The organism is Gemmatimonas aurantiaca T-27, from assembly GCF_000010305.1.
GTDB lineage: Bacteria > Gemmatimonadota > Gemmatimonadetes > Gemmatimonadales > Gemmatimonadaceae > Gemmatimonas > Gemmatimonas aurantiaca.
The window spans coordinates 536,422-561,663 of record NC_012489.1 but is presented as its reverse complement, the minus strand read 5'-3'; the positions used below and the strand labels follow the sequence as shown (position 1 = coordinate 561,663).

The following is a 25,242-nucleotide window of genomic DNA, read 5'->3' as shown; positions in this document are numbered from 1 at the left end:
ATGACCCGCATCCTGCTCGTGCGCCATGGTGAAACGGCACACAACGCCAGCGGCCAGTGTCAGGGGCGACTCGATGTGCCCATGAGCGCGCAAGGCGAGGCACAGGTGCAACGCCTGCGGTCGCGTTTGGTGGCGTCGGGTGCGCTCGATGCACTCTCCGTCGCGTACACCTCGCCCCTCACACGGGCCGTCCGCACCAGTGAATTGCTGTTGCCCGACGCGATCCCTCCGGCAACCGTAGACGACGATTTGGCGGAATTGTCCTACGGTCGCTGGCAGGGCACCACACCGACCGACTGGCCGCCAGGGGCCGACGCCCAATGGCGCACCGATCCCTGGTCGCTGGAGTTTCCGGACGGTGAGTCGCTGGCCGCAGTGCGCACGCGGGCGCTACGGGCGCTCGGTCGCATCGTGCACCAGCACCCCGGAGAATCGGTGTTGGTGTCAGCGCATGGACACCTCAACCGCGTGCTGCTGCTCGACGCACTCGGGATGTCGCCGCTCGACTTCTGGAGCCTGCGTCAGCCCAATGCCGATGCCTGGTGGATAACCTGCTCGGTGGACGACGCGCAGACGCTGCAATTCCACGCGGCCGTGCGTGCCGAGCCGCCGGTCACGGAAACCACGGCACAACGGGCGATCGACGGCAAGACCAAACCACTCGGCGCCCTTGGTGCGCTCGAACCCTGTGCCATACGTCTGGCGCTGCTGCAACAGACACTCGCCCCGCGGATCGACCACGCGCGTATCTGCGTATTCGGCGCCGATCACGGCATCGCGGAAGAAGGGGTGAGCGCCTATCCCCGTGCCGTCACCGCCGAGATGATGCGCAACTTCGCGCGTGGCGGTGCCGCCATCAACGTGCTCGCACGCACCAACGACACCGATGTCGAAGTCATCGACGTGGGTGTGGATGCCGATCTGTCGGCACTTTCATCACTGCGACACGCCAAGGTACGCCACGGGTCACGCAACATGCTGCGCGAGGCCGCGCTCAGCGAAGACGAACTGGCCCAGGCGCTGGAGGTCGGGGCATCGGCCGTGCGACGCGCCGTACGCGCCGGCATGGACGTGGTGGGCCTCGGCGAAATGGGGATCGGCAACACCACCGCAGCGGCGGCGCTGCTCTCCGCGCTGACCGGACGTGCCCCCGAACTGACCGTGGGTGCGGGGACGGGGGTGCATGGTGAGGCGCTCACCCACAAACGCGATGTGGTGACGCGCGCGCTCGCATTGCACGGCAGCCGCCGCGCGGCGCAGAGCGCCCGTGAGTGTCTGCGTCGTGTCGGCGGACTGGAGCTGGCGGCGATGGCCGGTGCGACACTCGAAGCCTCCCGGCATCCGGTGGTGTTGCTCGTGGACGGGTTCATTTCCACGGTCTCCGTACTCGCCGCTGCCTACATGGCCGAGGAAAGTGCGGAGGGCTCCAGCACACTGCTCCGTCGTGTTTTCCTTTCACACCGCTCCACCGAAGTAGGGCACGTCATTGCCATCGAAGCGCTTGCTGCCCTGAGCGGACGTGCCCTTCGTCCGTTGCTCGAACTGGATATGCGCCTGGGAGAAGGATCGGGAGCGGTCCTCACGGTACCACTGCTCCGGGCAGCGGCGGCAATCATGTCCGACATGGCCACATTTGCGGAAGCCGGCGTGTCGGCTGGCGAACAGGCACCGTCGCACGAGGATAGCGGGCGGTGAATGCCACCAGCCGATGGTCATTAGGCACCGAACGGCGTGCCGTGGCGGCCGCATTCACCTTCATGACCCGCATTCCGGCCGGTCGGTGGATCGTGCACGACTTGTCGGATCTGCCGCGATCGGCCGCGTGGTTTCCGCTGGTGGGCATCGTCGTAGGTGCGATCGGTGCCGGCGTGTTCCTGTTGGGTCACCAGTGGTGGTCACCGCTGGTGGCCGCGCTGCTCTCCACGGCCGCCACCGTGCGGCTCACCGGAGCCTTTCACGAAGATGCACTGGCCGATTCCCTGGACGGATTCGGCGGCGGGTGGACGGCAGAGCAAGTGCTGACGATCATGAAGGACAGCCGGGTGGGATCGTACGCCCTCGTGGGCATGATCCTGGCCGTTGTTCTGAAGTGTGTCCTGCTGGCAGATCTTGGTGTGGCGCGCGCCCCGATGGCGCTGCTCGCTGCGCACACCCTTGGACGATGCGCCAGTGTCTGGCTCATTGGGGTATTGCCCTACGTCCGGGCGGCGACGCCGGGTGAGCGCTCCAGTGCGGGTCGCCCCTTCGTGGATGGCGTACACCGGGGGCGGGTTTTCACGGCCACGGTGATGACGGTGATCACGGCCGTGGTGTGCCTGGGTATCGCCGGATTGATCGCCGTCGCCGTTGCACTCTTGCTCACTGCGGCATCTGGACGCTATTTCCGCCGGCGGATCGGTGGCATCACGGGTGATGCCCTTGGTGCCGTGAATCAACTTGTGGAGCTAGGTGTCTATCTGATGCTCGCCGCTGCACCTGTGAGGGGTTGGCTTTCCTGATGATCCCCGACGAATCGGTCGACCAGGATGAGTCGCGTCCAGTGCACCTCATCCTGGTGCGCCATGCCGAGGCATCACACGCCGACGGTCGCTGCATCGGGCATACCGATCTGCCACTGTCGGATCGTGGCCGTCAGTCACTCGCCACGCTGGTGACAGCAGACGGCCCGCTGGCCGATGCCCTGCGCAGTCCCGATGGCAGTCCACTCGATATCACCGTGATGAGCAGCGACCTGCTCCGCGCGCGTGACACGGCAGCGGCGATCGCATCGGCATTTGCACTCCCGCTGGTGATCGATGCACGTCTCCGGGAAATGAACTTTGGCGCGTGGGACGGGCGAAACTGGCACGAGCTCGAAATGACCGAAGGGGCTTCCCTGCGGGAATGGATGGCGCAGTGGACCCAGCACGCGCCGCCGGGAGGAGAAACCGTGGCCGCACTGGCCGCCCGCGTGGACGGTGTGTTCGATTCGATTCGGGGGATGCCGCACGACACGGTGGTCGTGGTGTCGCACGCCGGATGGATCCGCACGGCGTTGTGCACACTACGGGATATCCCGTTCACGAAAATGTTCGACATTCCGGTCGACCATCTCAGTGTGACCGTGGTCGAATTGCAGCGCCCGCGCGGATTGGGTGCGATGGTGGGCTGACCCCAGCCTACATCCGCACCCGGTTGCGCCCTTCGGCCTTGGCGCGATACAGCGCCGCATCGGCACGCGCGAACAGGTCCTCGACATTTTCGATCCGGGCGGCCGGAAAGACCGCCACGCCGATCGATGCCGTCAGCTTGAGTGGCTCGGCCATCGAATCCCGCGCGAACGGATGTTCCTCCATCGCCACCCGAATGCGTTCCGCGAAGGCCACCGCGCCCGCATCGTCGGTTTCCGGCAACAACACCAGAAACTCTTCACCACCGTAGCGCGCCGTGATGTCGCTGCCTCGGATCGTGTGCCCAAGGAGCTGACCCACATCCCGCAGCACATCGTCGCCGACGAGGTGACCGTACGTGTCGTTCACCTTCTTGAAGTGATCGAGGTCGATCATCAGCAACGCGAGCGTGGAATCGTAGCGCAGCGCCCGCTCCATCTCCGCTGTGATACGCTCCGTCAACGCGCGACGATTGAGCAACTGGGTGAGCGGGTCGGTCTGCGCGAGCTGCTCGAGACGGGCATTGTCGGCCATGGTGCTCTCCACCATCTGCGCCCGCTGGATCACGGCCACCGCCGCCGTGATGACCGCCTGCGCGAACTCGAGATCGGCCGGCCCGAAGAGTTCCTGTTCGCGCGTACGACGCACCAGGAACACGCCGTATTGTCCGCGATCGACGGAAAATGGCAGCGCGATGACCGAACGGATCGACACCTCGATGCCTTCGATGCCCCATACTTCGCGCACCCCTTCGTACAACGGGTGCGTTTCGAGGTCTTCCACCAGCACGGGCTGCCCACTCTCCAGCGCTGCCCGGATTTCCGGATACCGCTCGAGCTGTACCGACAGGTGCTGCAGTGAAGGGTTTTCGAATGCCGCCACGACCACCGCGTGTGCATCACCCGGTCGGGCCAGCACCACCGAACAGTGGGATACATTGAGCGCACGAGCCGCACGACGCACGAGCAGGTGAAACAGCTCGTTGACGGACAGATCGCCGGTGACTTCATGCAGGATGTCCACCAGCTTGCGCCGGCTATCCGCATCCTGCTGCGCCCGTACCAGGGCTTCTTCCGTGCGGAGCAGCGCGGTGCGCGTGGAGCGCAGCAACGCCCCCATACGCAACTGCGCCTGCACACGGGCCAGCAACTCCTTGGGCCGGTAAGGCTTGCGAATGAAATCCGCCGCCCCCAGGCCCAGAGATTTCACAGACGCCTCTTCCGGCGGCTGGGCCGACAGCATGAGCACTGGGAGGTCCCGCCAGCGGTCTTCCGACTTGATGCGCTCGAGTAGCTGGCAGCCGTCGGCATCCGGCATGAGGATATCGAGCAGCAGCAGGTCCGGTGAGCGCCGCTCGAGTTGCTCGAGACAGGAGACGCCGCCATTGGCGGGAATGACCTCATAGCCGTTCTCCTGGAGCAACCAGGTCACGGACTGCAGCACCGCTTCGTCGTCGTCGGCTACCAGAATGCGCGACGTCGCCATTCCCACTCCTCGAAAGACCGACGCGCGCCGAATGCGCGCGTCCTGACGGGCACCGCTTCACGTCGCCCGATGGCGACGACGCCTTACTCGGCGTCGCCTTCCATCGTGGTGGCGCCGCTTTCTTCGCCCTCGCCTTCGCCTTCCTTGTCGTCCGGGATCACGCGGGCCACAGCCGACACCCCATCAAGATCGTCCAGGGCCACCAGCTTGACGCCCTGGGCAGCACGGCCCGTCACGCGGATCTCGCTCACCTTGCTGCGGATGGCGATGCCCTGACGGGTCATGAGCATCAGCTCGTCCTCGGGCACGACTTCCATCAGCGCAATCACATCGCCCGTCTTCACGGTGCGATTCAGCGTGAGAATGCCCTTGCCGCCGCGCTTCTGGACCCGATACTCGCTCACTTCGCTGCACTTGCCGAGGCCACGCTCGGTGACCACGAGCAGGGTGGCCTCACGCTTGATGACGACCATGCCCACCAATTGGTCGGACGGACGCAGCTCGATTCCCTTCACACCGGTGGTATCGCGGCCCATCTCGCGCACATCGCTTTCGTGGAACCGCACCGAGAGGCCATGACGGGTGGCCAACACCACGTCGTTGTTGCCACTCGTGACCTGCACGTCCATCAATTCGTCGTCCTGCTCGATCTTGATGGCCTTGATACCGTTCGCGCGCGGATTGGAGTACTGCGACAGCGCCGTCTTCTTGACCGTGCCGTTCCGGGTGCAGAACAGCAGGAATTCCGTGTCCGAGAATTCCTTGGTGACCACGATCGCCCGAATGCGGGTGTCCGGTGTGACGTTGATCAGGTTCACGATCGGCTTGCCGCGCGTATTCCGCCCGGCCTGTGGCAATTCGTGCACCTTGAGCCAGAAACACCGCCCATCATCGGTGAAAATGAGCATGTACGTGTGCGTACTCGCCACGTAGAACCGCTCGATGAAGTCGTGTTCCTTGAGATCCGCGCTGGCCTTGCCACGACCACCACGCCCCTGCCGGTTGTACAGGGACAACGGGGTGCGCTTGATGTAGCCGCCGTGGGTGATGGTCACCACCATCTCCTCCTCGGCGATCAGATCCTCGATGGAGAACTCGCCTTCGTCGCTGACAATCTCGGTGCGCCGCTCGTCACCATACGTCTCGGCCACCTGAATGAGCTCACCCTTCAGGATGCTCATGCGGCGATCGCGCGACTCCAGGATGCCACGCATCTCGAGAATGAACGCGCGCACCTCGACCAGCTCTTCCTCGAGCTTGTCGCGCTCGAGACCGGTGAGCTTCGCGAGACGCATGTTGAGGATGGCCTCGGCCTGACGCTCCGAGAGTCCGAACCGCGACTGCAACTGTGCGCTCGCCGTGGGCGTATCCGACGCCGCACGAATGAGCGCGATCACTTCGTCGATGTTGTCGACGGCGATCTTGAGACCTTCGAGGATATGTTCGCGCTCGAGTGCCTTGTCGAGATCGAACTGCGTGCGCCGTACGATGACTTCATGACGGTGCGCGATGTAATGCTCGAGGCACTGACGGAGCGTGAGCACCTTGGGCACGAGCTGACGCGTGTGCGGATCGGGCACCAGCGCCAGCATGATGACGCCAAACGTGCTCTGCATCGCGGTGTGCTTGTACAGTTGGTTCAGCACCACACGCGGAATCGCATCGCGCTTGAGCTCGATCACCACGCGCACGCCGTCCTTGTCGGATTCGTCGCGCAGCGCGGAGATGCCCGTGAGCTTCTGGTCGCGCACCAGCTCGGCGATGTCCGCCACGAGCTTGGCCTTGTTCACCTGATACGGCACTTCGGTCACGACAATCTGCGACTTGCCGCTCGACTCCTTCTCTTCGATCACGGCCCGCGCGCGCATGATGATGCGGCCGCGACCCGTGTCCTGATAGTCGGCGATGCCCGCACGACCGTAGATGTAGCCACCCGTCGGGAAATCCGGCCCCTTCACCAGCTTGCGCAGCGCAGGCCCATCCAGCTCGGGATTGTCGATCAGGGCAATCACCGCGCTGATGACTTCGCGCAGGTTGTGCGGCGGAATATTCGTCGCCATGCCGACGGCGATACCCGTCGATCCGTTCACGAGCAGGTTGGGGAAACCAGCGGGCAACACCCGCGGCTCTTCCAATCGGTCGTCGAAGTTCGGGGCGAAATCGACCGTGTTCTTGTCGATGTCGGTGAGCATCTCCACGGCCATGCGCGTCAGGCGTGCTTCGGTATAGCGGTAGGCGGCCGCATTGTCGCCGTCCATCGAGCCGAAGTTGCCCTGACCATCCACCAGCGGGTAGCGCAGCGAGAACGTCTGCACCATGCGCACCAGCGCGTCGTACACGCTGCTGTCACCGTGTGGGTGATACTTGCCGAGCACGTCCCCAACCACCGTCGCGGACTTCTTGTACGCACGCCCCGGCAACAGTCCGAGCTCGTTCATCGCGTACAACACACGTCGATGTACGGGCTTGAGTCCATCGCGCACGTCCGGCAGGGCGCGCGACACGATGACGCTCATGGAGTAGTTGATGAACGACTCCTTGACCTCCTCGTCGATGAGGCGCGGCAGGATACGTTCGCGGGCGTTCGGTGCGGTCATGTCACGACGGGCAGGAGGTACGGCCAATCCGGGTGGAACCAGTGAAATTTAACCACCGGTTTGCCCCGAATCACATGGGCGAAAATCGGCGATTGGGGCCTTGCAGGGACTTGCAGGGACTTGCGCAGGCACCCGGGCATCACCCGGGCCTGGTGTCCGCCTTACAGGGCAACCTTGGGGGGCGCGTTGCCTGCGCGGGCCGCCGCCTGCGCTGCCGCCTTGGCCACCGCCTGCGCCTCGGCCGCCGCATCTGCAGCAGCTTCCGCGGCTTCTTCCGATGTGGCCTCGGCCAACTCTTCGGCTTCCTCCGCCGCCGCCTCGGCGTCGATCGCCCGGCGTTCGGCGCGATAGCGCTCATACCACTCGCGTGTGATCTCGGCCGCCAGGTCGCGGTTGCCCAGCCCGAACGACAAGGCCAGCGCCAACGCCACCGCGCCAAACAGTATCGCAAACGCCGTGGTGACGATGTCAGTGGCGATCCCGAGTTCCTGCAGCGCCATGAACACGGCCAGCACGATCACGCCGCCCCGCCCGGTGCGCGCCAGCCACGGGCCACCGTACAATCCGCCCGCCGAGGCCATGATGAGGCCACCCACGAATCCGCCGAGCACGATGCCGAGAATGATGATCACGATCGCCGCGATCACACTCGGGATGTAGCTCATGAGCTCCGTGAAGACATTCGCGAGCGAGTCGAGCCCGATGGCGCTGGCCGCGACCAGCAGCACCGCGAACATCACCACCCAGAAGAGCAGGTTCGCGATGACCTTGGCCGGATTCAGGTGTGAGCCGGAACGCTCCACCGCCTGCAGGACACCGCCGCGCTCCAACAACTGATTCAGGCGCAGTCGACGCAGCAGCCGGGTCGTGCCCTTCTCCACCACCTTCGCAACGAGGTATCCCGCGAACAGGATGACCAGCGCACCAAAGAGCGCCGGCACGAACTCGCTGAGCAGCGAGAAACTCTGCTCGAGACGTTCCGAGAACGTGCTCGCCGCAGTCGTGGTGCCCGCAGGGCTCTGCGTCGCCGCATCGGCGAGCAGCAGGGAATCAGCAAACGGTGACGCGAACGGCTGAAACAAGGGAATCCGGAGAAGAGGCTACGGAGCGCAACAATCGCTACAAAACTAGTGGGACACGAGACGGAACCGCAGGGGAACCTTTCAGGGAACCTCCCCCGGCCATGACCGCCCCTGGTGATCCTACGGCTACAGCCGCGTGCCGCGTTTCACGTCGAAGATGGCGCTGCGTCGGCACGACGGACACAACAGCCACTCCCGCTGCCGATGATAGCCCAGCCCAAACGATCCGCCACCGATGGGACGGTGGGTCATGCGCACCTCGCAGCGCGGACAGGTGGCCGGCTCGCCGGCCAACACCGCTGCCTTGAGGGCCTTCTCTTCATCGACAGTGTATCGCGCGGTCTCGGTCATCACGCCCCTCAGGCCGATCGATCAGAGCGTCACAACGACTTTGCCGAACTGCGCGCCGGAGGCCAGCCGCTCATAGGCCAGCGGCGCCTGCTCCAGTGTCCACACCGAATCGACCGGCGGCTGCAGTGACCCATGCCGGAAGAACTCGGTCATCGCATCGAATTCGGCGTCGTTGCCCATGGTGGAGCCCATCAGGCTCCACTGGTTCCAGAACATGCGACGGACATCCACCTGCACCATCGGGCCGGACGTCCCGCCACAGGTGACCAGGCGGCCACGCTTGCCCAGAGCGATCAGCGACTGCGGCCAGGTGGCTTCCCCCACCGAATCGATCACCACATCCACACCGCGCTTGCCGGTGCGTTCGCGAATTCGCTTGCCCAGATCGGCCTCGCGATGGTCGAGCAGGTGGTCAGCCCCCAGAAACTGCGCCCGTTCGAGCTTGTGCGGACTGCCGGACGTCACCCACACGGTGGCGCCGATGTGTTTGGCGATCTGCAGCGCGGCCAGCGCGACCCCACCCCCGATGCCCCAGACCAGCACCTGATCGCCCGGGCGCACCTTGGCCCGTGTGACGATCATGCGCCAGGCGGTCAGGGTGGCCAGCGGAAAGGCCGCCGCGATGTCCCAGGGGATCCAGTCCGGAATGGTGCGCAGATTGGCCGCCGGCACCACCACAAACTCGGCCAGCGTGCCCGGCAGGTGCTCACCCAGGATGCCATAGGTCAGACACAGCGGCTGGTCACCGTCCCGGCAGTACTCACACCGGCAATTGCGGTCGAGGACCCCCGGATTGATGATGACCCGATCGCCCACCTTCACGCTGGTCACGGCCGAACCCACCGACTCCACGATGCCGGCCCCGTCGGAACCCAAGGGCCAGCCGGGAATGATCCGCGAGCCGGGGATGCCGCTGAGCGCCCACAGATCCAGCCGGTTGAGCGCGGCGGCCTGTATCCGGACACGCACCGCGTCGGCCGAGGTGACGGTGGGCTCGCGTACATCGCGCACGACAAGCTGCTCGGGGCCACCAAAGGCGCTGAAGGTCAAGGCTCGCATGCGCGCAATCTAGTGACATTCCCGGACGCAAAAGCAGCGGTGGGGGTGGGCAGCTTGGGTGTGCGGCTCTCTATATTTCGGAGTTCATGACCTGATTCGACGCCCACGTTCGGATCCCGTTCCGCGACACTGTTCCTTCATCGCTCCGCCTCATGTCGTCAATCAAGGTTCCCCCTCTCGGCGAATCCATCGTCGAGGCGACCGTCTCGCGCTGGCTCAAGAAGGAAGGCGACGCTGTTGCCGTCGGCGATACGCTGGTTGAGCTCGAAACGGACAAGATCACGGTGGAAGTGCCTGCGCTCGAAGCGGGCGTGCTGACGGCGCGCGCCAAAGGCGAAGGTGATGTCGTCGCCGTCGGCGAAGTGCTCGGCGAAATTGCAGCCGGCGCGGCCGCCGCGAGTGCGCCTGTTGCGAGTGCGCCTGCAGCGGCGCCTGCGCCGGTGGCATCGGCCCCTGCGGCCGCTCCCGTCGTCGCTGCCGCGCCTTCGGCGGACGCCAAGGTCTCCCCGGCCGCAGCCCGTCTCGCCACCGAAAGTGGCGTGAACACGGCCGATGTGGCCGGCACGGGTCGTGGTGGCGTGGTCTCCAAGGCCGATGTGGTCGACGCGTTGCGCACCCCGCAGCCTGCCGCCGCGGCGGCACCGGCACCCGCCGCCGCCCCGGCCAAGGCACCGACCTCCGCGGCCGGCCGCGAGACGCGCGAGAAGATGACGACGCGCCGCAAGCGCATCGCCGAAAACCTGCTGATGTCACAGCAGTCCACGGCACATCTGACGACGTTCAACGAAGTCGACATGACGGCGATCACGGCGTTCCGTGAGCGCATGAAGGAACGCGTGGAGAAGGAACAGGGCGTGAAGCTGTCGTTCATGCCGTTCTTCGCGAAGGCTGCCTGCATCGCGCTCAAGTCGTATCCGCTGGTGAATGCGCAGATCGACGGCGACTCGATCGTCTACAAGCACTACGTCAACATGGGCATTGCCGTCGCCAGCGACGCGGGCCTCGTGGTGCCGAACGTCAAGGACGCCGACAGCAAGAGCGTCGTGGAAATCGGCAAGGACATCGGCGCGGTGGCCAAGCGTGCCCGCGACGGCAAGCTGTCGATGGACGATCTCACGGGTGGCACGTTCACCATCACGAATGGTGGCGTGTTCGGTTCACTCGTGTCCACACCGATCATCAACTATCCACAGTCGGGCATTCTGGGTCTGCACAAGATCCAGGACCGCCCCATCGCAGTGGATGGCAAGGTCGAGATCCGTCCGATGATGTACATCGCCCTGAGCTACGATCACCGCATCATCGACGGCCAGCAGGCCGTGTTGTTCCTGGTGCGCGTGAAGGAGCTCATGGAAGATCCGGCCGCGATGCTGGTGCTCTGAGACGAACCGCATCAAAGCACCAATGCACCAGCGGGGCACGGAACGATGGTTCCGTGCCCCGCTGGTGCGTTGGTGGCAGTGCTCAGGCCAGTGCCGTTGCCAGAAATGCCGTAGTGGCCGCCATCACGGCCTTGGTGGCCTCCCGATGTGGCGTATGCCGCGCGCCCGGCAACAGCAGCGCTTCGGCCGTTCCACCCCAGCCCTTCACGATCGCCTCCACCTGCGCCGGCGTGCCATACTCGTCCGCTTCTCCCTGGATGATGAGCGCCGGACAGCGGGCGGCACGGAGACTGGTTTCGATGTTCCAATCCCGAAACCCCGGTGACAGCCAGGTGTCGATCCACGCCGCTGTGAGACGGGCCACCTTGTCACCGTGATACCGCGCGAGCCGCACCGGCAGATCGGTCTTCGCCATGAGCGCCTGCGCGATACGCACCCCTTCCAGCGTTTCTTCTTCGACAAACACATGCGCGCCTTCGGTGATCACCGCGCGCACACGCTGCGGTTGCATCGCTGCCGCCAGTAATGCGATGGATCCACCGTCGCTGTGCCCGAACAGTACGACCTCACCGATGCCCAGAATATCGAGCAAGCGGAACAACCGTTCGGCTTCGATGTGGAGGTAGTCCAGCCCGCGTGGTGTGTCTGGCATGGGTGCGGACAGGCCATATCCCAGTCGGTCGTACACGATGGCATCGAGCCCTGCGGCCTCCGCCAAGAATGCCGGGAACTCGCGCCATGTCTCGATGCAGCCCAGCGATTCGTGCAGGAACACCATGGTGGGCGATGTGCCTGCTGCCGCGGACGCGGATGGCGCCGGACGGGCTGACGCAGCCTGCGTCGTGCGCGGCAGCGTAATGCGCTGCACGGCGAGAACGATGCCACTTCGTGTGGTGGCATCGGGTACGGTCACGCGCTGCAGGTCGAGCTGAAAATCGGACATCGGTGATCAACCCCGGTGAAGACAACACGGGGTGACATCACCCCCAGATGCACCACGACGCCCCAGGCATTTCTGCCAAGGACGTCGGGGTCCGTCAGCGTGCGTTTTCAATGCGAGGATTGGATCCGCTACCGACGATCAGTCGAAGCACGGCCGAAGCCTTTGCTTTCAGGACGCTATGAGCACGCATGACGTCACGGATGCCGAGCGTGTGATGTCGGCTCCAGACTGCGCGCTCCTCTCTCGCAATGTACGGTCGGAAGTCCGGTTGCCAAGTGCCTGGAGGCACTGCGCGCATGTCACTGCGGCGTAACAGCGTGATTTCCCATCCAACCTTGTCACGCGTGGCAGTGTCTGATGGGTACAGGCTTCAGACGCCGATCGCTTCGACGCTGTTCTGCAACTCCCGTTTGCCAGGAATTCTGTTCATGTCTCCGCTCTCTCTTGCTCCCCTGTCGCTCTCCAGCCCCTGGCAGGGAGCGCTGACCGCCGACGAAGGCGGCGAGACGACGAGCTTCTCGCTGCACCCGACACGCACGGGCCAGACGGTGCCCACCAGCGCCACCGTGCCACTGCTGGGCCTGTCGATTACCGTGGCTGATGCCGCACCCGAGCCCGTGCAACTGCTCGATGGCGCTCAACGCGCACTGGTCGGTCTCGTGGAAGGTGCACGGCTCATGTTCGATGCGCGCGTGCGAGGTGGGCGTCTGGTGGGGCACTGGTGGCGTCGTGATGCGGCGGGTGATGTGGTGGCCCACGGGTCGCTCGACGCAGCCGCTGTCGCCCGATAGCCCGGTTGCGCGCTCACCAGTAGCCCACCCGTCGGACGCCGCCTACAATGGCGGGCATGCCGCCGCCTGACGACTTCCAGCCATCGCTGTTCGAGGAACCGCTCGACCGCCACGAGCAGTTCATGCAGGAGGCCGCGAGACTGGCGGCCGCCCTGCCGGCAACGCTGCGATTCGGCACGTCCAGTTGGACCTATCCGGGGTGGTCTGGCATGGTGTACCGGCGGAGCTATCCCAAGACCGGGGCCACGGCACCCATGCTGGCCGAATACGCGCGCTGTCCGCTGTTCCGGACGGTCGGCGTGGATTCGTTCTTCTATCGGCCACCGACACCCGAGGTACTCGAGGAATACCGGCACGCATTGCCGGCCGGCTTCCCCCTCGTGATGAAGGTCTGGGATCAGATCACCTCGTATGCGCTGAACAGCCCCCGCCATCACATGCTGCGGCAGCTCGGCGTCACGCCGCTTCAGCCGTCGGACAGGAACCCGGATTGGCTCAATCCGACCCTGTGTGTCGATGCGGTGATCGGACCCGCTCTCGAATACCTGGGCGAACATGCCGGCGTCTTTCTGTTCGAGTTCGAGGCCATTCCCCGCTCAGCACACCTCACCGTCGCGGGCTTTGCGGAACATCTCGACCGATTCTTCGGGGCGTTGCCCAAAGGACCACGGTACGCCGTCGAGATCCGCACGCCCCAGCACCTCGCCCCGCCGTACTTCGCGGCGCTACGAGCTCACCAGGTGGCGCATGTGTTCAACGCCTGGACGCACATGCCGACCATCGGGGCGCAGTTGCTCCACGACGATGCCCTCACGACCGATTTCACCATTGCGCGAGCGCTGCTGCGGCCCGGACGCACGTTCAACGACGCCGTCGAGGCGTTCGCCCCGTATGACCGGATCCAGGACGCGTTTCCAGAGGGGCATGACGATATCCTGACCCTGATCGACCGCGCATTGGCGCATGCCGCCACGATCTTTGTCATTGCCAACAACCGATTCGAAGGCTCGTCCCCGCTGACCATCGCCAACCTCGCCCGACGCTTCCTGCTGAGATAGGCAAGCCGTTTATCTTTCGTACATGACTTCCACGACTTCCCAGACCGCCGACGTACTCGTCCTCGGTGGTGGCCCCGGCGGCTACGTGGCCGCGATCCGCGCAGCCCAGTTGGGCTTCTCCGTCACCTGCATCGAAGCTGACAAGACGCTGGGTGGCACCTGCGTCACGGTGGGGTGCATTCCGTCGAAAGCCCTGCTGCAAAGCTCCGAGCACTACGAGTGGCTACGCCTGCATGCCGCAGAGCACGGCGTGAAAGTGGAAGGTGCCACTGTCGACCTGCCGGCCATGATGGCGCGCAAGACCGATGTGGTCGCGCAGAACACCAAGGGCATCGAGTTCCTGTTCCGCAAGAACAAGATCACGTGGGCCAAGGGCTTCGGTACGCTCAAGACTGGCAATGTCGTCGAGGTGAAGGACACCGACGGCAACGTGACATCGTGGCAGGGCAAGCACGTGATCATTGCGACGGGCTCCGTGCCGGTGCAGTTGCCGTTCCTCCCGTTCGACGAACAGCGTGTGTTGTCGAACGTGGGCGCACTGCAGATCCCCGAAGTGCCGAAGCATCTCATCGTCATCGGTGGTGGCGTGATCGGTCTCGAGCTCGGCTCCGTGTGGCGCCGCCTCGGCGCGAAGGTCACGGTGGTGGAGTTCGCGCCCACCATCCTGCCTGGCAACGATGACGATGTGATCAAGGAAGCCGACAAGATCCTGCGCAAGCAGGGACTCGAGATCCACACCGGCACGAAGGTGACCGGTGCCGACGTGCGCGCCGACGGCGTGACCATCCACGCGGAGAAGGATGGCGCGGCGCTGTCGTTCGACGGCGACTATGTGCTCGTCTCGGTGGGCCGCAAGCCATCGTTGTCGGGTGTGGATGCCGCTGCGCTGGGCCTCGCGCTCGGTCAGCGTGGCGAGATCGCCGTGAACGACCAGATGCGCACCAACCTGCCGAACGTGTTTGCCATCGGCGACGTGGTGGGCGGCAAGCTGCTCGCGCACAAGGCCGAGGACGAAGGCGTGATTGCCGCCGAAGTGATCGCCGGCAAGCCGGTGCACATGCACTACCGCACGATGCCTGGTGTGGTGTACACGTGGCCCGAGATTGCCACGGTGGGTCTCACCGAGCAGGAAGTGAAGGCCAGCGGCCGTGCCTATCGCGTGGGCAAGTTCCCGTTCAGCGCCAACGGTCGTGCACGCACCATGGGTGAGACCCAGGGCTTCGTGAAGTTCGTGGTGGACAAGGACTCCGACGAAATTCTCGGGTGCCACATGATCGGCCCACACGTGGCCGACAACCTCGCGCAGGTCGTGCTGGCGATGGAATACCGTGGCAGCGCCGAGGACATCGCGATCACGGTGCATTCGCACCCGACGCTCAGCGAGACGGTGAAGGAAGCCGCGCTCAGTGCGCTCGGCCGCGCGCTGCACATGTAAGCGGCTGTCCCGGGATTCGCGTTTGGCGGTCCCGGAGTGGGGAAACGACGAAGGGCCCGCGCAGCGAGTGCGCGGGCCCTTCGTGTTTCGCGCGGAGGCGAATCAGAGCACCATGCGGCCGATCACGATGCCAATCGCCAACATGATCGCACCAACGATCGCACTGCGACCGAACGAGGTGCTGGTCGCTTCTGGCGTGTTGGCGCTCAGTTGCGCGACCGTCGCGGTGGCGGTGGCCGTGGCCATCTGAGCCTCAACCTGCTTCGGCGGCAGGGCAGCCATGATGCTGGCTGCGACATGCGCCGGCGTCTTCATGCGACGCATGCGGTCGGTGTCCTGGTCGACACGCTTCCAGAATTCCACCTGGCGGGCATCGGCGCGGCGGGCATCCGCTTCCGCGGCCTCGCCGTCGAGCCACTGGTGGATGACGTCGGCACCGCCGGTCGATGCTCCCAGCCCCGGCAGTGGCACTTCGCGGTCGGCCAGCGGACGATCCGCCTGCGGCGCGATATCGCGCGGCAGGCCACGGGTCACGTCCAATTCGTCGTGAGCTTCGTTGCGGTGTTGCATCAGGCGTATTTCTCCTCGAGCAGGGCCTGAAGCGCTTCGCGTGCACGATGCACGCGCATCTTCAGCGCACCAACAGTGGTCCCCAACAGGTCCGCCATTTCTTCGTAGGAGCGTCCTTCCACGTGCTTCATGATGAACGCTTCCCGAAGCGATGGCGCCAACTGCGCGAGCGCGGAGTCGAGGTCCTGTCGCAGTTCGGTGCGATCGAGGTCTTCGTCAGGCGATGCGTAGCCGGATGGCTGATCATCTTCGTCATAGCTCAGATGCGTGCGCCGAATGTTCTTCAGCCAGTCCTTGCACCCGTTGGCTACGATCCGGAATAACCAGGCGTCGAAGCGACCACGGACTTCACCGAGATGGTGATAGGCCTTGATGAACGACGTCTGAAGAATGTCCTCGGCGACGTCAGGACTGCCCGTCATTCCGAGAGCATGCCGATACAGCGGATCACTGTAGCGGCCGATCAGCATCGAGAAGGCGTCTCTGTCGCCCGCCATTACGCGGGCGATGACTTCCTGGTCCGAATCGACGTCGTTCGGCGGGAGCTGGGGTTCCGTCATGTGCACGGCGCTAGGATAACGCCGCATCCACGGGATTGACACCCCTTCCGATCGAACTTCGACACAAACCTGCTGCTCGTCTCGTGCATATGACGAGCGCATGGCGAAGAGGTCACACGCGTGCTCACTCTGGTATCGGCACGAGGTCGAACGAACTCCACTGTTTTTCCCGGATTGTGACGCCGTGTTCATCGAGCAACGGTGGCTCGAAGCGAACACGACCATTCAGAATCGGTGAAACGCCCGTGCGTGCCGAGCCGGTGACGTCATGCAAAGCCTCCTGAACACTACGGACGAGTCCGCAAGGAACGCCCACCGCGTCCAGACGATCGATCCACTGCTGCGCCGGCGCCTCACGCACACGCTGCGCGATCCGTCCGACCACGAGCTCGCGGTGAGTCAACCGACCGGCGTTGGTGGACAACGCGGCATCACCCGCGAGGTCATCCAATCCCAGCGCAAGCGCGGCCTGCGTCCACTGCGCGTCGTTCCCCACGGCAATGACGAGCGGGCGGTCGGTGGCGTGAAATAGTTGATAGGGGACGAGGTTCGGGTGCGCATTGCCCCATCGCCTGGTCGGGGCCCCCGATACGAGCGCGTTCTGCGCAACATTCACCAACGCGGCCACCGCAGAGCTGGCGAGCGTCACCTGCACTCGGCGGTCTGGCGTCGGCAGCACGTCGCCGCGGCGCTCTGCAGCGTCCCGTCCCGCCAATGCCGCCAGTATCCCGATCGCGGCGTCCTTGCCGGCCAGCACGTCCACCAGCGCGACCCCGACTTTCATGGGCTCGCCTTCCGGCTCACCGGTGATCGCCATCCACCCAGATTCGGCCTGCGCGACGAAGTCGTATCCTGGGCGCTGACTATCCGGGCCAAATCCCGAGATGGTGCACCAAATGAGGCGACTGTTTTTTGCCATCAATACGTCACTATCAAGACCGTTTCGTGCCAATGCACCGGGCAGATAGTTTTCGATGATGATGTCTGCTTCGGCCGCGAGACTTTGGACCAGGGCGAGATCTTCCGCGTTCCGAAAATCGGCGGCGAGGGAAAACTTGTTCCGATTTGCGGACAGGAAATAGGCGGACTGCCCGCGTTGATCGAAGGGAGGCCCCCAACCGCGCGTATCGTCACCGGTGTTCGGCCGTTCCACCTTGATGATCGACGCGCCGAGGTCACCGAGCATCATGGTGCAGTAGGGGCCGGCCAGGACCCTGGAGAGGTCAAGAACTTTGATGCCTTTCAGGTTTTGAGACACTATAGTGCCGCCTATGTGATCTGTTGATGTCTCTATATACCTGACGTTATTGCGCATTTGCTCAATTTCAGGGGCACACCGCCGAGTCCCCCTTCGGTGCATAATATGTAAGTCGACCTCGCAAATCACCTACGCGCACCTTGCATAGACCACTGAAAATCATATAGTTACCCCGTTCCGGTGGTCTCTAGGACCCCGCGGTGGCTTTCACGCTGTCTTCTCCGACGCGGTCGAGCGACCATCTCACACCCCCTGTTTGGCGGAGTGCGCTCCACCCATGGCCGATTTTCCACAGGCTGACGAAGAAACGCAGGCGGACGGCGACGCGCCGCCATCGGCTCCGGCCCCTCGCCGTGGCCCCGGCCACCGGGCGGCCGACGCCCGGGACACCGCAGCCGAAATGGCTGCCCGTGCCCATGAAATCAGCCTCGAAGCCGGCAGCCGGATGGCTGGCGCCATGCGCGATGTCGTCGGTGCTGCCGCCGGCCTGAGCGCCTTCGTCATTGAAAGCGCGCGCGACCTGATCAATTACATGGTGCGTCGCGGACAGATGAATCAGGAAGAAGCGGATGTCCTGATTCAGCAGGCCGAGGCGGCCTACATCGCCAAGCACGGCTCGCTGCCGAAGCCGGAACCCAAGGCTCCGCCGCCAAAGCCGATTCCGCTTGGTCAGTTGCCCAAGGCGGTGACCGCTCCGGCGGCAGCCGCCGAAGCGGCGCTGGAAGCTCGCGCAGCGATGCGTATCGAGCCGCAGAAGCCGTCTGACAAGGTGCACTTCGCGCCACTGACGCCCAAGGCGGCTCCCAAGGCCCCGGCTGCTCCAGTGGCTGAGGTGAAGGCCGAAGCGAAGGCAGCGCCGGCTGCGACCAAGGCGCCAGCCAAGACGGCTGCTCCCGCCGCCAAGGCACCGGCCGCCAAGACCGCTGCTCCTGCGGCCAAGGCGCCGGCAGCCGCCAAGCCCGCCGCCAAGGCACCGGCCAAGGCCGCTCCCGCCAAGCCTGCCGCTAAAGCACCGGCCAAGGCTCCGGCGAAGCCTGCCGCCAAGGCGCCGGCCAAGGCTCCCGCCAAAAAGGCGCCGGCCAAGAAGAAGTAGGCCCGGGGCGTGGCAGGTCCTGAATTTCAGACGAGTGGGCAGCCGATCATTGCATCGGCGCCCACTCGTCTTGATTTCGGGGGTGGCTGGACGGATGTGCCACCGTACACCCACGAACGCGGTGGTTTCGTGTGCAATCTCGCCATCGAGCGACGCGCGACCGTCTCACTGACCGTGGCGTCAGCACCTTCCCAGGGTGCCGCAGCACACGATCCGCTCGCCACGGCGGCGCTCCGCCACAGCGGGTTGACAGCATCACGCGTCGAGATCCACAGCGACTTTCCCTTCGGCGCGGGGCTTGGTGGCTCGTCGTCGGTGGGTGTCGCGCTCGCGGCGGCCATCGCTCACGCCACCCATACCACCTGCGATGCGGCCGAGTTGGCCGAGCGCAGTCGGCGCGTGGAAGTGGAGGAACTGGGTGTCGCCGGTGGATTTCAGGACCACTATGCCGCCGCTTTCGGTGGTGCGCTGGGACTGTCGTTCACACACACCAATGAGGCCACGCGTATTCCGCTGAGCGATGCCTGTGTCGACGAGCTGGAGTCGTGCCTGACGCTTGTCTACACGGGAGAATCGCGAATCTCCGGCGAGACCATCAGCGCGGTGCTCGATGCTTACCGCGATCGTGTGCCGCGTGTGGTGGATGCGCTCGATCGCATGGCCGAGCTTGCGCGGCAGATGCATCAGGCCCTGGCCACCGGACAGGTCGCATCGCTCGCGTCCTGCATCGATGAACATTGGCAATACCAGAGATCGCTGCATCCGCGCATCAGCACCCCCCGCATCGATGAACTGGAGCGTGTGGTGCGCCGTGCGGGAGCCACCGGCTTCAAAGCGCTGGGCGCCAGCGGCGGTGGCAGTGTGCTGATCTGCTCGTCGGCCAACGATGCGGCGCGTGTCCAGACCGCGGCGGCAACGTTGGGCCAAGTGCTCACGTGGCGAGTTGCCCGTGATGGGGTGCGGGTGCGCGCCGATCTACCTAGACTGTAGGTGTGCACTCACGATTCCCGCTCGATGCCGTCGTCCTGACGGAAGCGCTCGTCGCGGTCGATTCCCGCAATCCGGACCTCGTGCCTGGCGCGCCCGGTGAGCGTGCCTGTGCCGAGTTGCTGGCGTCCATCCTGAGTGGATGGGGCTTTGCGGTGTCGCTGTCGGACGTCGCACCGGGGCGGTCGAATGTCATCGCGCGCATCGGCCCGGTAGGCCGTTCACCGCTGGTGCTCAACGGGCACCTCGATGTGGTGGGCACGGAGGGCATGACCCACGAGCCTTTTTCTCCCATCACCCGCGACGGCAATCTCTACGCCCGCGGTGCCACCGACATGAAGGCCGGCATTGCCGCCATGTGTGTGGCAGCGGCACGTGCGGCCGCACGTGGTGCCCTGCACTGCGAAGTCATCATCGCGGCGGTGTGCGACGAAGAGTTTGCCTCCATTGGTACGCGTGCATTGCTTGCCGACGGACTGCAGGCAACGGGCGCCATCATCACCGAGCCCACTCGCCTGTCGGTGGTACCGGCCCACAAGGGGTTTGCCTGGATCGACATTGCCGTGCAGGGTCGCGCAGCGCATGGCAGCCGATACGACGTCGGCATCGATGCCAACCGGCACGCGGCGCTGCTCATCGCGGCGCTCGACCGCTTCGAACTGGACACCCTGCACACCCGCGCACACCCACTGCTCGGCCGGGCATCGCTGCATGCGGCCATGATATCGGGCGGCACGGGATGGTCCACGTATGCCGACCGCTGTGATGTGCGCATCGAGCGCCGTACGGTGCCGGGCGAAACCGGCGTGCAGGCGCTGCAAGAAGTGGAAGCTGCCATTGCTGCGCTGCAGGTGGAGCGACCACAGTTTGTGGCGAGCGCCTCGCTGACCTGCGCTCAACCACCGCTCGACATCGCGGCCGACGCGCCACTGGTGCAGGCGGTAGTCAGCGCGGCGCACAGTGCCGGCCTGCCAGGAGCGATCAAGGGACTGTCGTGCTGGACCGATGCGGCGCTCTTTGCCGAGGCCGGGATTCCCGCGCTGTGTTTCGGGCCAGGCGACATTGCCCGTGCGCACTCGGCGACCGAGTGGGTGGAGATCGCCCAGATCGAACAGGCGACGGCCGTGCTCGAGCAGGTGTGCTCGACGTGGGGGACGTGAGGGGCCGATCTCGAGGCTGCGAAGGGATTGGGGAATGGACCGAAAGGGTTACCGGCCGGCCGCTGCGCGGCGAAAACCTCAGGAATCGAAGGGACTGAAAAGAGAAAAGGCGGTTTCTCTTTTGTTCATTTTCATTCATGCGGCTTTCGCCGCGCTGCGGCCGGCTGGCAACCCTTGGATCCCTTGGCGGCGCTCAGCTCCCGGTACGCGCTTCCATTACTTTGGGGAATGCAGCTCTCCACGACGCAGTACGATCAACTCGAGCGCGCCATCGTCGACGGCACGCGCCTGACCATCATGCGGCGCGGCACGGAGTACATCGTCATTCCGGAACGCCTGCGCGTAGCAAACGGTCGAGAGATCATCGTGGCCCGTCACCCGAGTACGGGGCATCGTCTCGAGCTTGTGCTCGACGAGATCGATGCCCTCGAGGTGGTGCGGTGAGCGCGAAGTTTCCTCTGGTGGCGGTGTACGCCGATGAATCGTGTCTCGGCAACGGCAAGAGCGGCGACACCCCCGGTGGACTCGGCGCCCTGATCGAGTTTCGCAAGAATGACGGCACAGTATTGCGCTTCGACCTGTGGGCATCGGAACCCAACACCACGAACAACCGCATGGCGTTGCGGTCGGTGATCGACACGTTCGAAGCGATGTCCCGCAAGGGCAACCGCCTGTCGGTGCTGTTCACCACCGATTCGCGCTACATCGTGGACGGCATGTCGAGCTGGGTACGCGGCTGGATGTCGCGCGGATGGCGTCGCAAGGATGGCGCGGTGGAAAATGTGGAGCTGTGGCAGCAGGCCGTGGCGGCGATCGCGACCCACCAAACGCAGTGGGCATGGGTCAAGGGGCACGCCGGGCACCCGCAGAACGAGTATGCCAACTACCTCGCCACCCGGGCAGCGGCCGTGCAGGACCGGTCCGATGGCATGGTGGCCTCCCAGTTCGAGAGCTGGTGGGCGGGTGAGCAGGCGAAGGGTCGGGGGAACAAGCCACTCTCGCCGTTTCCCGTGGTGGAACAGTTCGTGCCAGCGGCCGCGTTACCCCCACTTCCTGTCTCGCGTCTGGAACAATAGCTGGCCGACGCTCGAGCGTCGGTCTCACCCCGGACGCTCATGTTCAAGTTCCTCTTCATTCTCGCGGTTGGCGTTGCCATTGGTTACGGCTATGGCTGGAAAGACGCCCAAAAGCACGACAAGAACGCCGTCGAGCGGCTCGTAGAGCGCGTCGGTGGCGAGACGCGTGAGCGTATGGGGAACGACGTGGACGGCCGGTACGGCGCAGGCGACACGAAGTGACCACGGTTTCCCGCTCGCTGGACGATCTGGATCGGCTGGCTTTTCGTCTCTCGCGTACGGTGCGCACGCAGTTCCCGCACCTGTTGACGCAGGGATTCACGCTCATCGACCTCGAAGAGCGGCTGCTGCCCTACCGCGAAGTCCGACGCGAAATGGCCGACAGTGGCCCCGACGCGTTCGAAACGACGCTGTTGCGTCTCGTGTCGGGAGAGCGTGGGTATCTGCGCACCGATCCGGGATTGCAGCAGGCCAGTCTGCAGGCGCTGGCTTTTCCTTCGCCCACGCTGGCATTGGTGCGCGAATGGGCCACGACGTCGCTGCGATTGGGTGACACTTCAGGTGCCGGGGCCAGCCGGTCTACCGCGGCGCTGGACGTGTTCCCCGCGCCGTCAGGTCAATCCCGTGCGCAGGCAGCCAGTCATTCAGCGGAGTGCGCGCACGGACATGGGTCTGAACACGCGGGCCACACACATGGTGGCATGCAGAGCCACCGGCACGCCCCCGCCCAGGACCGCACGCTGGACCATGGGACGGGCGTGAGCAGTGTGGCGGGTCCCGCCAATGCGCGCCGCGTGACACCGGCGCGCGGAACCCGTGCCACGCATGCCCATTGCCGATTCTGCGACGGACAACTGCCGGATTTCCGGAAAATCACTTTCTGTCCGCACTGCGGGATGGACCTGACCAAGCGGCAATGTCAGGCCTGCAGCACCGAACTCGAAGCGAACTGGCACTACTGCGTCACCTGCGGCCGCGGCAGCTAGGCTTCCAGAAGACCGAGATCCTGAAGAGAGGCCGCCGGCGGGTTGAATCCGCTGGGCGGCCTCGCGTGTATTGAGACTATGTCCGGGATGCCGCGTTTTCTCGAAGCCTTCGAATTGCCCGCCGCGCGTCGGGGTTGGCCACGCATGGTGCTGATGGTGTCCCTGCTGCCCGCCATGCTGGCGTGCGCAGGCGGCTCGCGCGCCGCACAATCACCGGGGGCTGCTCCAGCCACCACACCTGACACCCGTTCGCCGTCGCGTGCCGCATCGCCGACACCAGAAAGCGTGGCGCAACCGCCACTGCGTTGGCCGGTGCGCACCCTCTCGCATGTGGATCTGTGGTTCCACGCCTTTGCGATGGTGAGCGTGGATACGGGCACCGTGGTCCCTCTGTATCGACGCGGGTATCGCGATTCGATCACGGTGCAGAAGAACCAGCGCAACGTGCTGACCGCACTCGACGGCAATCGCGAGACGCTTGCCCGTGGGCTGCAACGCGGCGGGTATCTGTCGGCGCAGTTTTTGGCGTTCGACTACAACTCGTGGGCCGATATGCGAGGCACCATCGAGCGATTCCTGCAGCTCGAGGGGGATCCACGAAAGGCTTCGGACGAAGTCTCCGCGCGACGCATGATGCAGCTCGCGGGACTCTTCCAGACAGCGACCGATCGTGAATGGCTTCGCCTGTTCCTGAGCAGTGTGCAGGATGAGGCGGTGCGGTACTTCGATGCCGAGTATCTGCGTGTGTTTCGCGAGCGGCGCGATGTGATCACGGCGGTGGACAGCCTGTGGCAACAGCAGTATCGCGCCAAGTTCGAGCGATTCCTGAACAACACCGGTCAGCGTCAGGGTGACCTGGTGTTGTCATTGCCCATGGGCGGCGAGGGGCGCACGGGCCCGGGCCAAACCCAGCGCACGATGGTGGCGGTGCCTTTCCCGGGCCGCCCAGCAGACGCGGTCGAGGCGCTGTACGTGCTCGCACATGAAGCCACCGGTTCGTTGGTGGGGCCGGTCGTGGCAGACAATGTCACGCCGGCCGAGCAGCGCACGGGCACGGCGGACCGCGCAGTGGCGTCGGGGCAGGTGGTGGCCGGTGGCATGGTGCTCACGAAACTCGCCCCCGAATTGCTGGTGGGATACCAACGCTACTATCTCCTGCAGGCTGGCGTGCGTGTGGCGCCTTCGGCCGATGCAGCCACCGTGAACTCCACCTTTGAGCGCACCTTTTCCCTCTCGCCCGTGATGCGCGACGCCCTGCGTCGGCAGATCGACATCGTGTTGGGAGGCATCTGATCCGTCATGAGTGAACTCCCGAGGACGGCCCTGGAGCGTGTGCTGGCACGCGCGTCGGAATTGCAGACGACCGGCTCCGCTGAACCCGGAGACACCATCAGCGAAGCGCGGCTGGTGGAAATCGCCAAAGAAGTCGGGCTGGATGTCCAGCACGTGCGGCAAGCCATCGCCGAAGAGCGCGCGCAGGTGGTGTTGGCGGAGCCGGAGAATGGCCCGCTGCTCTCTTCGCTGGGCCCGTCGGTGGTGAGTGCACAGCGCACGGTCACCGGCTCACCCTCGGAACTGTTGGCACGACTGGAAGGCATGTTGCCGCGTCTCGAGATGATGGTGCCGATCCGGCGCACGGGGGACCGGCTCATGCTCGAGCCACGCCAGGATACGATTGGCAACTTCATGCGCTCGCTGGGCGTGGGTGGTCGCCGTTTTGATCTCGTGCGTCTCGATCAACTGGTGGTGACGGCCACACGCGTGGACGAGGGCCGCACGGTGCTGCGTTTCGATGCGGTGATGGCGGGCGCGCGGAGTTCGGAGCGCACGTCGGCGATGGTCATCAGCGTGATGTTGTTCCTGCTCGCCGCCGCGGTGGCCATTCCGGCCTTCGTGTTCTCGCTGGTGCTGCCTGGATTTGCGATCGCCACGGTGGGTGTGCTCACCGCGCTCGCGGCAGGGGGCTCGTGGCTCACCTGGCGCTCGGTGCGTCGCCGATTCCGCACGCTCGTGGCCCGAGTGCAGAACCGGGTGGAATTCCTGCTGGATGAAGCGCAGCAGGGGAAGCTGGAACAGCCACCTTCGTTACTGGACCGGATGCTCAAAGGTGGGAGCAACTGGCAGTTGTGAGGCCTGAAGGGCCAGCAACTGCAACAGCAACAACAACTACAACAGCCGGAACACAGAGAACGCAGAAGAAAACTGCGATCACACAGATAC

25 protein-coding genes are annotated in these 25,242 nt (G+C 64.9%); 16 read left to right on the top strand and 9 right to left on the bottom strand.

The window, feature by feature from the left end; genetic code table 11:
* From cobT to GAU_RS02475, 3 genes are read left to right on the top strand one after another with little or no spacing between them, the layout of a single operon-like run.
* The gene (gene cobT / locus GAU_RS21730) at positions 1–1,695 is read left to right on the top strand and encodes a nicotinate-nucleotide--dimethylbenzimidazole phosphoribosyltransferase (RefSeq protein ID WP_052574197.1); all 1,695 of its coding nucleotides are present in this window, start codon (positions 1–3) and stop codon (positions 1,693–1,695) included.
* Complete coding sequence (locus tag GAU_RS02480) at positions 1,692–2,498, top strand: adenosylcobinamide-GDP ribazoletransferase (protein ID WP_012681976.1); 807 nt, start codon at positions 1,692–1,694, stop codon at positions 2,496–2,498. Before cobT ends, GAU_RS02480 begins: the two co-directional genes overlap by 4 nt.
* Complete coding sequence (locus tag GAU_RS02475; RefSeq protein ID WP_041265179.1) at positions 2,498–3,151, top strand: histidine phosphatase family protein; 654 nt, start codon at positions 2,498–2,500, stop codon at positions 3,149–3,151. The genes GAU_RS02480 and GAU_RS02475 overlap by 1 nt, the downstream gene beginning before the upstream one ends.
* A gap of 7 nt (positions 3,152–3,158) precedes the next feature.
* On the opposite strand, the gene GAU_RS02470 is transcribed toward GAU_RS02475, so the two are convergent.
* The 5 genes from GAU_RS02470 to GAU_RS02450 form a co-directional block, all read right to left on the bottom strand.
* Positions 3,159–4,634 (bottom strand): diguanylate cyclase, encoded by a 1,476-nt coding sequence (locus GAU_RS02470; RefSeq protein ID WP_012681974.1) that lies wholly within the window; start codon positions 4,632–4,634, stop codon positions 3,159–3,161.
* An 83-nt stretch (positions 4,635–4,717) separates the two neighbouring features.
* A complete protein-coding gene (gene gyrA / locus GAU_RS02465) occupies positions 4,718–7,231 on the bottom strand; it encodes a DNA gyrase subunit A (protein ID WP_012681973.1) in 2,514 nt (837 codons plus the stop codon).
* 161 nt (positions 7,232–7,392) lie between these two features.
* The gene (locus GAU_RS02460) at positions 7,393–8,313 is read right to left on the bottom strand and encodes a mechanosensitive ion channel family protein (RefSeq protein ID WP_012681972.1); all 921 of its coding nucleotides are present in this window, start codon (positions 8,311–8,313) and stop codon (positions 7,393–7,395) included.
* A gap of 126 nt (positions 8,314–8,439) precedes the next feature.
* On the bottom strand, positions 8,440–8,664 hold the full coding sequence (locus GAU_RS02455; RefSeq protein ID WP_012681971.1) for a hypothetical protein: 225 nt from the start codon (positions 8,662–8,664) through the stop codon (positions 8,440–8,442).
* A 21-nt stretch (positions 8,665–8,685) separates the two neighbouring features.
* Positions 8,686–9,723 (bottom strand): zinc-binding dehydrogenase, encoded by a 1,038-nt coding sequence (locus GAU_RS02450; protein WP_012681970.1) that lies wholly within the window; start codon positions 9,721–9,723, stop codon positions 8,686–8,688.
* 152 nt (positions 9,724–9,875) lie between these two features.
* Between GAU_RS02450 and odhB the strand changes: the two genes are divergently transcribed.
* Positions 9,876–11,105, top strand: a complete 1,230-nt coding sequence (gene odhB, locus GAU_RS02445; protein WP_012681969.1) for a 2-oxoglutarate dehydrogenase complex dihydrolipoyllysine-residue succinyltransferase — start codon at positions 9,876–9,878, stop codon at positions 11,103–11,105.
* Positions 11,106–11,187: 82 nt separating this feature from the next.
* On the opposite strand, the gene GAU_RS02440 is transcribed toward odhB, so the two are convergent.
* On the bottom strand, positions 11,188–12,048 hold the full coding sequence (locus GAU_RS02440) for an alpha/beta fold hydrolase (protein ID WP_197526033.1): 861 nt from the start codon (positions 12,046–12,048) through the stop codon (positions 11,188–11,190).
* A gap of 428 nt (positions 12,049–12,476) precedes the next feature.
* On the opposite strand from GAU_RS02440, the gene GAU_RS02435 reads away from it, so the two are divergent.
* Genes GAU_RS02435 through lpdA form a run of 3 tightly spaced genes read left to right on the top strand, consistent with a single transcriptional unit; the run spans position 12,477 to position 15,332 of the window.
* Entirely contained in the window at positions 12,477–12,839 is a 363-nt protein-coding gene (locus tag GAU_RS02435; protein ID WP_012681967.1) for a hypothetical protein, read from the top strand.
* 56 nt (positions 12,840–12,895) lie between these two features.
* Positions 12,896–13,897 carry a DUF72 domain-containing protein gene (locus GAU_RS02430; RefSeq protein WP_041265178.1) on the top strand — a complete coding sequence of 334 codons (1,002 nt, stop codon included), beginning with the start codon at positions 12,896–12,898 and terminating at the stop codon, positions 13,895–13,897.
* Between the two features lie 22 nt (positions 13,898–13,919).
* Entirely contained in the window at positions 13,920–15,332 is a 1,413-nt protein-coding gene (gene lpdA, locus GAU_RS02425) for a dihydrolipoyl dehydrogenase (RefSeq protein ID WP_012681965.1), read from the top strand.
* Between the two features lie 102 nt (positions 15,333–15,434).
* On the opposite strand, the gene GAU_RS02420 is transcribed toward lpdA, so the two are convergent.
* The 3 genes from GAU_RS02420 to GAU_RS02410 all read right to left on the bottom strand — a co-directional run bounded on the left by GAU_RS02420 (position 15,435) and on the right by GAU_RS02410 (position 17,777).
* The gene (locus tag GAU_RS02420) at positions 15,435–15,902 is read right to left on the bottom strand and encodes a hypothetical protein (protein WP_012681964.1); all 468 of its coding nucleotides are present in this window, start codon (positions 15,900–15,902) and stop codon (positions 15,435–15,437) included.
* Entirely contained in the window at positions 15,902–16,462 is a 561-nt protein-coding gene (locus tag GAU_RS02415) for an RNA polymerase sigma factor (protein WP_012681963.1), read from the bottom strand. The genes GAU_RS02420 and GAU_RS02415 overlap by 1 nt, the downstream gene beginning before the upstream one ends.
* A gap of 124 nt (positions 16,463–16,586) precedes the next feature.
* On the bottom strand, positions 16,587–17,777 hold the full coding sequence (locus tag GAU_RS02410; protein ID WP_083765393.1) for a CaiB/BaiF CoA transferase family protein: 1,191 nt from the start codon (positions 17,775–17,777) through the stop codon (positions 16,587–16,589).
* A 220-nt stretch (positions 17,778–17,997) separates the two neighbouring features.
* Here GAU_RS02410 and GAU_RS22580 point away from each other — a divergent pair, with 220 nt between their 5' ends.
* The 9 genes from GAU_RS22580 to GAU_RS02365 all read left to right on the top strand — a co-directional run bounded on the left by GAU_RS22580 (position 17,998) and on the right by GAU_RS02365 (position 25,152).
* Complete coding sequence (locus GAU_RS22580) at positions 17,998–18,813, top strand: hypothetical protein (RefSeq protein WP_052574195.1); 816 nt, start codon at positions 17,998–18,000, stop codon at positions 18,811–18,813.
* Positions 18,814–18,822: 9 nt separating this feature from the next.
* Positions 18,823–19,803 (top strand): sugar kinase, encoded by a 981-nt coding sequence (locus tag GAU_RS02400; RefSeq protein ID WP_012681960.1) that lies wholly within the window; start codon positions 18,823–18,825, stop codon positions 19,801–19,803.
* Between the two features lie 2 nt (positions 19,804–19,805).
* On the top strand, positions 19,806–20,960 hold the full coding sequence (locus tag GAU_RS02395; protein WP_012681959.1) for an ArgE/DapE family deacylase: 1,155 nt from the start codon (positions 19,806–19,808) through the stop codon (positions 20,958–20,960).
* 228 nt (positions 20,961–21,188) lie between these two features.
* Positions 21,189–21,404, top strand: a complete 216-nt coding sequence (locus GAU_RS22380) for a hypothetical protein (RefSeq protein ID WP_012681958.1) — start codon at positions 21,189–21,191, stop codon at positions 21,402–21,404.
* The gene (locus GAU_RS02385; RefSeq protein ID WP_012681957.1) at positions 21,401–22,036 is read left to right on the top strand and encodes a ribonuclease H family protein; all 636 of its coding nucleotides are present in this window, start codon (positions 21,401–21,403) and stop codon (positions 22,034–22,036) included. The genes GAU_RS22380 and GAU_RS02385 overlap by 4 nt, the downstream gene beginning before the upstream one ends.
* Positions 22,037–22,075: 39 nt before the next feature.
* Complete coding sequence (locus GAU_RS02380) at positions 22,076–22,258, top strand: hypothetical protein (RefSeq protein WP_012681956.1); 183 nt, start codon at positions 22,076–22,078, stop codon at positions 22,256–22,258.
* Positions 22,255–23,022: a zinc ribbon domain-containing protein gene (locus tag GAU_RS02375; RefSeq protein WP_012681955.1), complete on the top strand. Its 768-nt coding sequence runs from the start codon at positions 22,255–22,257 to the stop codon at positions 23,020–23,022. Before GAU_RS02380 ends, GAU_RS02375 begins: the two co-directional genes overlap by 4 nt.
* Before the next feature lie 78 nt (positions 23,023–23,100).
* Positions 23,101–24,315 carry a hypothetical protein gene (locus GAU_RS02370; protein WP_012681954.1) on the top strand — a complete coding sequence of 405 codons (1,215 nt, stop codon included), beginning with the start codon at positions 23,101–23,103 and terminating at the stop codon, positions 24,313–24,315.
* 6 nt (positions 24,316–24,321) lie between these two features.
* On the top strand, positions 24,322–25,152 hold the full coding sequence (locus GAU_RS02365) for a hypothetical protein (protein WP_012681953.1): 831 nt from the start codon (positions 24,322–24,324) through the stop codon (positions 25,150–25,152).
* Positions 25,153–25,242 lie beyond the last annotated feature (90 nt).